This is a genomic window from Agarivorans sp. MS3-6, assembly GCF_054112545.1.
Genome location: NZ_CM134202.1, coordinates 83,451 through 95,263 on the forward strand (window position 1 = coordinate 83,451; position 11,813 = coordinate 95,263).

The following is an 11,813-nucleotide window of genomic DNA, read 5'->3' on the forward strand; positions in this document are numbered from 1 at the left end:
GAATAACTAGGCCAAATAACTATTCAAATCACTTAGCTAAATCAGCTAAGACCGGACGCGGGATGGAGCAGTCTGGTAGCTCGTCGGGCTCATAACCCGAAGGTCGTTGGTTCAAATCCGGCTCCCGCAACCAATTCTTACTTCGGTATGAATTACCTAGCTCGAATAAGTAGGCCAAACAACTATTCAAATCACTTAGCTAAATCAGCTAAGACCGGACGCGGGATGGAGCAGTCTGGTAGCTCGTCGGGCTCATAACCCGAAGGTCGTTGGTTCAAATCCGGCTCCCGCAACCAATTCTTAGTTTTTCTATACCTTCTTTCAGTTTATTATTCAAAACAGCCACCTTTTGCAGCTGCTTTTCATTGATAATCTCTAAAATCCATACAAACCGATATTTTCTAGCTGCACACGTTTAGGCTGTCTAAGCACAAACAACGCTGATTCAGCAAGATCTTCAACCTGCAACCAACCTGGTTTTATTTCACTTTCGCTCGTCGGCGCTGGTACTTGAACCAAGCCAGGACACAAACTATGTACCTTGATACCGTATTCTCTTACTTCTTCTTGTAGAGCTGCAGCTAAACCCAGTACCGCAAACTTTGCCGCGCAATATGGACCTGCATTGGCGTAACCATTTTTTGCTGCTTGCGATGCAATGTTTAGAATATGACCGCTTTTTTGCTCTCGCATAGGGGGTAATACAGCCTGGCTAGTTAAGAAGGTGCCTTTTGTGCACGTGTCTACCACCAAATCCCAATCATCTTCACTGCAGTTTTCAATGGTATCGCCAACACCCAAGCCACTATTGTTAACAAGTATGTCTATTTTTCCAAAGCGGCTTAAGGCGAAGTTTTTAAGATCGTGTACTTGTTGCTTACTGCGTATATCAGCAGCAAAAGGGAGTACCTTCGCTCCTGTCTGTTTACTTAGGCATTCCGCTGATTGTTTTAGCTTGGCAAAATCTCTTGAGCTAATCACTACACCTACGCCCTGCTCTGCCAAAGCTCTTGCTATTGCCAATCCAATACCACTTCCACCGCCGGTGACAATCGCGACTTTTCCACTCAAGTTTTCCATATGTTGCTCCTTATGGGTAAATTTACAGCTGGTATTTTGCTCCTTATAATCCTAGAATCAACACTATAAGACTAATTACCTCGAACTATAGTACTACTATTCGAGTTTCAACCAATGAGTCGCAATGAGTCAGTTTTCCGAAAGATTACAAGAGTTGATGGGTGAGCAAAGTGTCAGTGGTTTTGCCCGTAAAGTAGAGCTTAATGAAAGCCTAATTAGAAAATATTTAAAGGGTTCCGAACCTAGTTTATCTAAGGCAAACCAGATAGCACAGAAGGCTAACTGCTCGTTAGAATGGTTAGCGACTGGAGAAGGTTACCAATACCGAAAAGCTGAAGTTGTAGACATGGAAGCCCTTGAAAAAGCAGTCGAGCTCACTTTAGCTGCAGCCGAACAACATGACTTAAGTGTTGAGAACGAGAAAGTTATGAAGGTGATTGTCGCGACTTACCAGTATTTAAGAACTACCCGCAAAAAAGACGGATATTTTGATCTACAAGAAGCAAGACCTTTTGTTCGATATGTCATGGGGTTATGCGGCTAATAAAAAGGCCGAGTTTATACTCGGCCTTTGTTACTGACTATTATCCAATGCCTAGAACTGCTTGTAATCTCGATAGCTTATTTTAAAGAAAATCACGTACAACACAGGAACAATCAACAAGGTTAGTACCGTAGCGACACCTAAACCAAACATTACCACTGCAGCCATTGACTCAAAGAATACATCTGAAATTAGCGGCGCAACGCCAAGAATAGTAGTAACAGCAGCCATACAAACAGGGCGTACTCGGCTAACCGCAGAATCGAATACCGCTTGATACGTCTCTTTACCCGATGCAATGTCAGAATTTATTTGGTCTAGTAACACGATACCGTTTTTAAGTAGCATACCCGATAAACTGAGCATACCTAGTAAGGCCATAAAGCCAAACGGCTTACCTAAAAACAGTAAACCTGACGTGATACCTATCATAGCCAACGGCACGCAACACCATATAACCAAGGGTTTCTTTACCGAATTAAACAAGAACACCGTGATCATAAACATGATCAAATAGCCCATTGGCAACGAAGCAAATAGCGCTTCCTGTGCGTCCCCTGATGACTCATATTCCCCGCCCCACTGCAACTCGTAGCCTGACGGTAATTCTAAAGCATCAATTTGAGGTTTGATCTTTGCAAACAATTCAGCCGGCAATATATCATATTCAAAATCGGCATCTGCGAATACTGTTAAGGTTCGCTTCTTGTCGCGACGTTGAATAATGGGATCTTCAAATCTTACATTAAAGCCATTCACTACTTGTTGAATCGGAATGTAAGTTTTTAAACTTGGGCTCCAAATTCGTAACCCTTCTAGGGAGTCGATATCGATACGCTCGGCTTCCGGTAAACGGCCGACAATAGGCAGCAAAGTGGTGCCTTCGCGATACAAACCAAAACTTGTGCCGGCAAAAGCAAACTCAAGTGTTTGGTCTATATCCGCCTTATTTATACCTAAACGCCTAGCTTGGGTTTCATTAAACTTTGGTTCGATGTATTTAACTCTATCACGCCAATCATGGCGCACGTTTACTGTTCCAGGGGTGTTATCAAATATAGCTTTGATATCACCAGCTATCGAGCGCAATACATCTGGATTAGAGCCTGAAATACGGGCTTCGATCTTGGCGTCAGTAGATGGACCAATTTCAAGGTTTTTAAATTTGAACTGTGCTTGAGGAAATTGCTGTTCGACCTGCTTACGCAGTGAGGACATCGCTGCCGCTGCAGTTTCAGCATCACTGGTTCTAACTGCAATTTGTGCATAAGAGCCATAACTCTTCTCCGGAGCATAAGTTAGCATAAAGCGCTGAAAACCTTTACCCACCGACGATGAAACAAACTCAACGGCATCTATCTGTCGGGCCATGTTTTCTATGCTAGATACTGACTGATGAGTCTCACGTATATCAGTACCTTCTGGCATCCATACGTCAACTAGAAATATCGGGGTTGATGAAGGTGGGAAGAAAGATTGCTTCACATAGCCAAAGCCGAATACAGACACTACAAACAAACTAACCACTACGATAAGGGTTGGCCATTTAAAACGTAAGCAGAAGTCTAACAGCGCTTTATAGGCATTAAAAAAGGCACCTTTATACGGGTCGTTATCATCTCCTTCGGTTTGCGCATCTCCTTCTTTGCCAAAAAACAACTGCGCAAAGAACGGCGTAATTGTGATAGCCGTAATCCAAGATAGAAACAGTGAAAACAACAGAACCCAAAATAACGAACCGGCAAATTCGCCGGTGGAATCAGGTGACAAGCCAATCGGAGCAAAAGCGGTAATGGCGATAATAGTCGCCGCTAATAAAGGCCACATCGTTTGGCCAACAATTTCTTGGGCCGCATCAAGGGTACTTAAGCCCTTTTTTCGCCCCATTAAAATCCCTTCTACGACGACAATGGCGTTATCGACTAGCATCCCGAGAGCAATAATGAGCGCCCCAAGTGATATGCGTTGCAGTTCAATCTCGGCTTGTTTCATCAGTATGAATGTACCTAAACATGTTAGGAACAAAATCAGACCGATCAAAATGCCACTTTTCAAGCCCATGAACACCAATAACACCACGATGACAATCACCACCGCTAAGATTAAATTCCAAACAAATGAGCTGACCGACTTATCAACTTCTTGCGGCTGGTTATACATAGACTCAATGGTCATACCCGCGGGTCTTGCGTGATCAATGTCGTTTAGTTTGGTTTCAATATTTTTACCTATTTCCACCACATTGACACCGCTGGTAAACGACACGCCAATATTTATCGCTTGCTGCTGATTAAAACTTACCAAGTTACTTGGGATCTCCTGATAACCTCGGCTTACTGTGGCGACGTCTTTAAGGTAAATCAGCTTATCACCGGTTGTGCCAGGGATAATCAGGTCACCGAGCTCCTCAACTGATTTAAAGATACCTGTGGGTCTAATAGTCAACTGATCGCCGGCTATCTTTATATTACCAGCTGATGTCACCATGTTTTGTGAGTTAAGCAAACTAGTAATAAGCGCTGGGTCAAGATTAAAGGTGGCGAGCTTTTGAATCGAAATTTCTATAAAAACTTGTTCAGTCTGTGCACCTGCTAAAGTTACCTTACCCACACCAGGTACTAATTCGATTTCACGTTTAACGTAATCTACATAATCTTGTAGATCTCTATAATCGTAGTTTTCCCCAGACACCATATACATGATGCCGTAAACATCCCCAAAGTCATCATTAACTAATGGTGTAGACACGCCTGGCGGCAATTGTGAGGTCATATCACCGACTTTACGGCGTAGTTCATCCCAAATCTGCGGCAACTCGTCAGGACCGTAAGTGTTTTTCATGGTCACGGTAATTTGCGACATGCCGGGGGTACTAAGTGAGACTATATAGTCTACATAAGGCAGTGCTTGTATCGCTTTTTCAATAGGGTAAGTGACTTCTTCTTCAACTTCTGTAGAAGTGGCACCGGGGTACATGGTAACCACTACTGCATCTTTAATCGTAAAAGGGGGATCTTCCAATTGCCCTAAACCACTAAATGACAAGACCCCTCCTATCAATAAAATTAGAGTGAACATCCAACTTATGATTGAGTTTTTTACAAAATAGCCTGCGATGTTCATTGCTTATCCTTCTTTAAAACCACTTTTTGACCGTCAACCAGTCGATTACCGCCAAGTGACACAATAACGTCACCATTTTGAAGACCCTGATTAATTTCAACCATGTTGCCGGTAAGGGTTCCTAGCACCACTTCTTGTTGCTCTACGGTGTGATCTTCTTTATAACGCCAAACGATGGGTCGTTGATTACCTATCGAAGACCCATCAGGCATAACCACCGAAGCAATAGGGACTAAAAAGTCTCGGTCATAGGTATAGGTCAAATCTGATAGGTCGATTGAGACTTTAGCCGGCATTCCTTCTAACACCCCAAACTCTTTATCAAAAGGCACTAAGAACGTAGCAATATAACTACGAGTACTTGGGTTTTTCTCTAGATTCAGTTCGTAAGGCACTGCTTTAAATACTTTGTCAGGAAAAGCTTCATAGACAACTTCAACCTCTAAGCTTCTAATTCTATCTGCTCCTAATTTAGCAACAGCGAGAATCATGTCGGGTAGTTGCACGTCAATTTCTACGTAATCCACTTTATGCATGCTCAATACCGCTAAACCAGGTTGAACATTGACAAAAGGGTCGGCAAACACGTCTCCAATAATGCCATCAAAGGGGGCTCTCAGTTCGGTATAGTCAAACATTAACAAAGCATTCTTATACTCTGCAGAAGCGACTAAATACTCTGCACGCATTTTGTCATATTCGCTTTGTGATAATAGCGCTTTGTCGAGTAACGCTTTGGCACGTTTAAACTGCTGCTCAGTGAGGGTTAAACGGGCTTTTCGGTCATCGACTACAATTTGGTAATCGCGTTTATCAAGCGACGCTAGCAGCTCTCCCTTTTTAACTTTTTGGCCCTTATTGATGTTTATTGATTTAATTTCGCCTTCAACACGAAAAGAAAGTTCAGCTAAATCATGTGCTCGGGTAATACCATTAAAGTCTCTTTCTACCGCATTAGTGGTGTCGGGTAAGCTATATACCTCGACTGTTTGAATGGGTAAATCAATATCTTGTTCACCACCACAGGCGGTTAATAGAGTGGCAAATGCGCAGCTAGCGATAAGTTTAATTTGCATGTTAAAGCCCTCTCTCTTTAATCCACTGCACGGCGGCTTGGCCGTCGCTAAGTTCTTGAGCCCCAGCTTGCACTAACCAATCACCATCATTTAGCCCACCAGTAACAATTCCCTTTTCTAGAGTAATCGCCTTTTTGTTTACAATGTTTTTTTCAGGATCCCAAATGAACACGAAGTTCAGTCCGGATTCTTCAACGAGCCCGCCAGCCGGCACAAGCAATTTATTTCCGCTAACTGCACTAGAGGATTCTATTTGCACTAAAGTAGCCATTCCCGGAAATATGTTAAGTTCTTCAGGTATTGGCATAGTTAAAACAATGGTGTAACTAGCAGTAGATGGATCTGCGACGGTACTCAATTCTTTAAGCGCAGCGGTGTACCACTGCTCTCTACCCTGAAACTGTACCGCCAAATTAGGCGCTAACTGTCCATTTCTTCGAGCATCTTGAAAGATACCAATTAAGCGTTCAGGCAATTGAAAGTTTACATCAATGGTTGATTCTGTTTGTAGGCTAAGCACTTGTTGTTTTTCGTACACAAATTCAAATTGCTCGGCATATTTACTGGCGATAAGCCCATCGTAAGGCGCCAGCAAAGTAGTATACGTTAAGTTGACTTCGGCTTTATCTAACGCGGCCTTGCTGATTGCATACTCGCTTTTTGATTTATCATAATCGCTACGAGAAATAACACCTTTATCAACCAACTGTTTCGAGCGGTCAAATAACACTTTGGCTAATTGATAATTTGCTTTGGCTACTTCATGCTCTTGGTTGTACATTGCTGGGTCCAAATTTGCCAGCGTTTGCCCTGCTTTTACAAATTGTCCGGGTTTCACTAAGATTTCGTCTAAGCGCCCCGCTACTTGAAAAGACAGAATAGCGGTATCAGAAGCAAATGTTTCACCAGGTAGGGTTCTTATGCGAGTCCCTTTACCAATCTCCACTTGTTCTACTTTAACCGGTCGTGGAAAGTTATTGACGGACTCTACGGAGTCGTTGTTACAAGCGAGCAGCAACAGGCTACTGGCAAAAACAGCTAGACCGCGATATGCACGAAATGTCATAGGGATCCCTAAGTTGATTGCAGAATACTTATTCAAAGTTAGTCGCTAAGTGCCTAATCTTCAAAATAATTGTGTGTATCTTAGACGCCGCATACAACAAAAGTTCAATAAATCGGAAAATATTGAATTGTTAGGGAAAAAGTTAGCGCTGTAACGGGTACAACGCTGAGTAGACAGCCGGATGCCTTAAGTTACTTTGGCTTCACCATCACCGTTAACCGTGAACTACACACTAAATCATTGGCTTGATGAATATCGATTTGCCAAACTTGCATGGTTTTAGCGATTTTAATGGGTTTTGCAGTAGCCACCACTTCACCACTACGTACCGCTTTTAGATGATTAGCATTGACCTCTACGCCTACGACAAAAGCACTGCTACCGGCAACACAATAAGCCGCGCAACTGCCTAAGCTTTCAGCTAGCACTACACTAGCGCCCCCGTGCAACAAGCCCATTGGTTGCTTAACCCGATCTGTAACGGGCATAGTAGCGACTAAATAATTGTCGCCCACCTCGGTAAACTTAATATCCAGAAAAGCGAGCATATTGCCCTCGCCCATCTGGTTTAAGCTCGCCAAGTTCATTGGCAAATTCCAAATACTCAAGGCAGTAAGCTCAACAATATTTGTAGTGGATGTTTAGGCTTTGTCCCCTCTAGCCGTTTTACCTGGCTACGGCACGAGTAACCAGTCACCATGCAACGCTCTGGCGGTAAGCTGGCCATTTTCTGCTTCCAACTCAAGTCGTAGATAGCCTTAGACGTTTCATATTGTTTTGCGTCATGCCCGTAAGTTCCAGCCATACCACAACACCCCACGGCGACATCTTCGAGTTTAGCTCCAAAGCGGCTGAAAACATGTTGCCATTGTTTGAAGGCGTCTGCTTTTAAGGCTTTCTCAGTACAGTGACCAAATAAATACCAGGCCTCTGTATCACTCACTTGTTGTGATTCAACATGCTGAGGGGTGAGTGAATCTAGCCACTCTTGAACTACTTGTACTTCGAAGTCACCACGTTTATCACCTAAGGCATGGTTGTACTCGTCGCGGTAACACAGCACTAAGGCGGGCTCTACCCCAACCATTTTTATCCCTAGTTCTGCGACTTGATTTAAAAATGCGGCACTGGTTTGTGCAGACTTATTAAATTTACTCAGGAAGCCTTTAATGTGTTGTGGCTTGCCATTGGGCTTAAATGGCAACAGTACTGGTGTAATGCCCAATTTCTTCGCTAAATCAATGAAGTCTGCGACTAACTCAGCTTCGTAAAATGTTGTGAAAGGGTCTTGAACGATGAGTACCGTATTTTGTTTCTGTTCATCGCTTAAAGCTTGTAAGGCTTTATAGTCATATTTAGAGCTTAAACTTTCAGGTACTCGTTGCGCTAAAGTAGGAAAACTCAAAGCTGGTATATCGACCATGCCAATGGTTTTTGTCACTAAACCATTTACCCATTGTGGGGCCATTAAGGTATTAAATAGGCGTGGTGCTTTTGCCATTAGTGGAGCGTAACTTTCAACATAAGCAACAAAATAGTCTTTTAAGGGACGCAAATATCTGCCGTGGTAAATATTTAGAAAGCGCGAGCGAAAAGTCGGGACATCCACTTTAATCGGACATCCTGTAGTACATGCCTTACAGGCCAAACAGGTCTGCATCGCATCGTAAACTTCATGGCTGTAATCGTACTCGCCTTTAGACTTAGCAATACTATTACGTATTTTTAGTAAGAAGCTTTCAGGAGAAATAAAGCTTGAATTGATTTTTTGCTCTTGAGCTAAGGGGTCTATTTTAAGCGCCGCCAATTGCCTCAGCCATTCGCGCATTAAGCCTGCACGACCTTTAGGAGAATAGCGTCGATCACCGGTTGCTTTAAAAGAAGGGCACATCGGACTGCTAGTATCGTAGTTAAAACATAAGCCGTTACCGTTACATTCCATTGCATTTTTGTAGCTATCTCGCACTTCAATGGCAATTGCTCGGTCATACTCACCACGTTTTGTACCGTCTACAGAGACTAATAATTCTTTACTATGTAACGGGGTACATATTTTTCCCGGATTAATTTGATTGTGAGGATCAAATGCCGCTTTAATTTTCCTTAGCTCGGCGAATAACTCATCGCCAAAAAACGCTGGGCTATATTCAGAGCGGAAGCCCTTACCGTGTTCACCCCACATAAGGCCTTTATATTTTGCTGTGAGTGCAACCACTTGGTCTGATATCTCACGCATCAGTATTTCTTGTTCAGGGTCGCACAAGTCAAGTGCCGGTCTTACATGTAGTACACCAGAATCAACATGGCCAAACATCCCATACTGCAGTGCATTTGAATCGAGTAATTCCCGGAATTCTACTATGTAGTCGGCTAAGTTCTCAGGTGGTACACAAGTATCTTCAGCAAAGGCCACCGGTTTTGCACTACCTTCGGTATTACCCAAAAGGCCAACCGCTTTTTTGCGCATGTTGTAAATAGCGTTGATACTCGCTAGGTCATCACAATGCTGAAAGCCGATGACGCCTAACTGCAAAATATTGCTATCAGACAATGTGTTTAATAAAGACGAGACTTTTTCATTCTGGAGGACTTCATCATTTTCAGCGAACTCGACAATATTAATCCCCTGTAAATCATGCTCAGCAACATCGCTTATTAGATTGCTGACACTATCCCAAACAACATCTTTGCGGGCTAAGTTAAGTACTTTAGAATCGATAGTTTCTACTGAAAGAGCGCGAGCGTTAACCAAACTGGGTGCATGACGTAAAGCCGAATTAAATGAATCGTACTTTACCGTTACTAAGGTTCGAAACTTAGGGATCTCTGTGAGGTCCAGCTTAGCTTCGGTGATGAAGGCAAGCGAACCTTCTGAGCCACACAAAATGCGGGTTAAATCAATACTGTCTTTGTCTGGGTTATAGGCATTTTTCAGGTCATAACCTGTCAAAAATCGATTCAATTTTGGAAATTTCTGTTCCACTAAATCACGTTGATTTACACAGGCATGTTTAACTGCTGCATAGATACCCCCTAAGGAATGGCGCTGCTGATCTATTTGATCAAGAGCCAACTCACCGGTATCCAATTCTTCGCCACTCGCCAACACCGCTTTTAAGGACAACACATGATCACTGGTTTTACCATAAACCAATGAGCCTTGTCCGGAAGCATCGGTATTAATCATACCACCCAATGTTGCTCGGTTACTGGTTGATAGTTCAGGTGAGAAAAATAGCCCATGTTGTTTAAGAGCGGCATTTAGCTGGTCTTTAACAATGCCTGTTTCAACTCGAACCCAACGCTCTTCTACATTAAGCTCTAATACTCTGTGCATAAACTTTGACAGATCTACGACAATACCTTCAGTTAAAGATTGTCCATTAGTACCCGTGCCGCCGCCGCGAGGAGTCAATTTAATAGACTCAAATGCTGAAGCTGATGCTAATCTACAAAGCTGTTTGATATCAGCGCTGCTTTTAGGAAAAACGACAGCTTGTGGTAAATATTGATATACCGAATTGTCTGTAGCTACCGCTAGGCGACTAGCGTAAGTGGTACTAATTTCACCGGTGAAAGGAGATTGCTCAAGCTTATTTAGGTAATCAACATACAGTGATTCTAGAGAATTCTGAGGGTTTAACTTCGGGATCATAAATCCATTGTCCCACTCTAAGGTGTTAAAATTGGGACGATTATATCACGTGAAATCCTGCTGCTACATGATTTTAATGCTAACGAATGGTTGTACTAGAATTTGGTGTTTTGACAGTATTTAGCCTTGAACAACAAGGATGAAGTTAACATTAATCGCTAAAGGGCTGTGATTAATAGCACAGCCCTTGTTGTACTTGCCTAGACAATTTAAACGAGTTGTTGACTGCTTACTGCGAGTTCAATTTGCTTAGCCGTCATTTTTTTCACTAATAGCACCGCACGTTGCCCCAAGGCTACCTTTTCATTTGGGAAAACAATTGCTTTAGGCCCATCTTTAACGTAAATCTCGTTACAGCCATCTTGCGCTAATCGATAATTACTGGGGTATTCGCTAAAGTTGGCCTGTTGCTGGCTAAAACTAAATGAAAAGTCGGGATCTGTTTTGTTAATAACATCGCTGACTTGATACAACTTGGCCTGTTCGGCCTTAAAGGCAAACTCATGTAAATCGTTTTCCGCCAGCAAAGTGTCGAAAACCCTGTTTAGCTCACTAAATTTTGCCAGATTATTTTCACCAAATGGCTGTACTTTGCCCAATTCAACTGTAAATGCCACTGCATTATGATTAAAGCTAGAATGGTAACTAAAGGTAGGAGCGGGTTCGTTTGAAAATAACACACAGTCAACGCCACAAGCTTGTAACAAAGCTAAACTCGTACGTTTCCAAGGTTGGCCGTGCGTAAACGGATAAATAGCAAACTTTTCATGTTGAGAAGCACGAATAGCAGTATGTAAATCAAGATGGAAGGCCGGTAGGCCAAGATAACGCTGATAAAACAACAGCAGTATCTGTTCTAGCTCTTGGGCTCTTGCCACTTCGTAACAAGCTGCATATTTTTTATGCTGACCGATAAACAAACGATTGAGGTTTAGCCTTAGCTCTCGGCTTCCTTTTATCATGGCTGGAGGATTGCCAAGAATAATGAGTAATGGCTGACACAATCTTACTTGTTGCTTAAGTATTTTTGTAACCCATTGATCGAGTAATTCTATCGGACCCGTTTCATTGCCATGAATACCCGCTGAAAGCACAACCGCCCTGCTCGCTTCCTTTAAGGGTTCGAATAACATCACCCCTGTCGCCAATAAACTGACCTGAATATCCGTGCCAAGGCTAAAACTAAATGGCTTAGCGTGTTCGGGTGCATTTAGGGTGAATTGCAGAAGACCCTGTTGGATTAGCGTTGCTTGTGACACATCTTGCCCT

At 42.8% G+C, this 11,813-nt stretch carries 8 protein-coding genes and 2 tRNA genes; 3 read left to right on the plus strand and 7 right to left on the minus strand.

Going from position 1 to position 11,813, the window contains the following annotated elements; translation table 11 throughout:
• The first annotated feature begins 56 nt into the window (after positions 1-56).
• Together ACVFI8_RS00485 and ACVFI8_RS00490 are read left to right on the plus strand one after the other, a co-directional pair.
• Positions 57-133: transfer RNA gene (locus ACVFI8_RS00485), tRNA-Met, on the plus strand.
• Positions 134-219: 86 nt separating this feature from the next.
• Positions 220-296, plus strand: a tRNA-Met gene (locus ACVFI8_RS00490).
• A gap of 79 nt (positions 297-375) precedes the next feature.
• On the opposite strand, the gene ACVFI8_RS00495 is transcribed toward ACVFI8_RS00490, so the two are convergent.
• Positions 376-1,080 carry an SDR family oxidoreductase gene (locus tag ACVFI8_RS00495; RefSeq protein ID WP_248715395.1) on the minus strand — a complete coding sequence of 235 codons (705 nt, stop codon included), beginning with the start codon at positions 1,078-1,080 and terminating at the stop codon, positions 376-378.
• Between the two features lie 124 nt (positions 1,081-1,204).
• Between ACVFI8_RS00495 and ACVFI8_RS00500 the strand changes: the two genes are divergently transcribed.
• On the plus strand, positions 1,205-1,624 hold the full coding sequence (locus ACVFI8_RS00500) for a helix-turn-helix domain-containing protein (RefSeq protein ID WP_248715394.1): 420 nt from the start codon (positions 1,205-1,207) through the stop codon (positions 1,622-1,624).
• Positions 1,625-1,675: 51 nt separating this feature from the next.
• Here the strand turns inward: ACVFI8_RS00500 and ACVFI8_RS00505 are convergent, their stop codons facing one another.
• From ACVFI8_RS00505 to astE, 6 genes are all read right to left on the minus strand, one after another.
• On the minus strand, positions 1,676-4,747 hold the full coding sequence (locus ACVFI8_RS00505) for an efflux RND transporter permease subunit (protein WP_457872713.1): 3,072 nt from the start codon (positions 4,745-4,747) through the stop codon (positions 1,676-1,678).
• Complete coding sequence (locus ACVFI8_RS00510; RefSeq protein WP_457872714.1) at positions 4,744-5,823, minus strand: efflux RND transporter periplasmic adaptor subunit; 1,080 nt, start codon at positions 5,821-5,823, stop codon at positions 4,744-4,746. Before ACVFI8_RS00510 ends, ACVFI8_RS00505 begins: the two co-directional genes overlap by 4 nt.
• Before the next feature lies 1 nt (position 5,824).
• Positions 5,825-6,889: an efflux RND transporter periplasmic adaptor subunit gene (locus tag ACVFI8_RS00515; RefSeq protein ID WP_457872715.1), complete on the minus strand. Its 1,065-nt coding sequence runs from the start codon at positions 6,887-6,889 to the stop codon at positions 5,825-5,827.
• Between the two features lie 191 nt (positions 6,890-7,080).
• Positions 7,081-7,476: a hotdog fold thioesterase gene (locus tag ACVFI8_RS00520; protein WP_248715390.1), complete on the minus strand. Its 396-nt coding sequence runs from the start codon at positions 7,474-7,476 to the stop codon at positions 7,081-7,083.
• Positions 7,477-7,493: 17 nt separating this feature from the next.
• Positions 7,494-10,544: a D-2-hydroxyglutarate dehydrogenase YdiJ gene (ydiJ, locus tag ACVFI8_RS00525; RefSeq protein WP_248715389.1), complete on the minus strand. Its 3,051-nt coding sequence runs from the start codon at positions 10,542-10,544 to the stop codon at positions 7,494-7,496.
• Positions 10,545-10,753: 209 nt separating this feature from the next.
• Positions 10,754-11,803: a succinylglutamate desuccinylase gene (gene astE, locus ACVFI8_RS00530; RefSeq protein ID WP_457872717.1), complete on the minus strand. Its 1,050-nt coding sequence runs from the start codon at positions 11,801-11,803 to the stop codon at positions 10,754-10,756.
• Positions 11,804-11,813 lie beyond the last annotated feature (10 nt).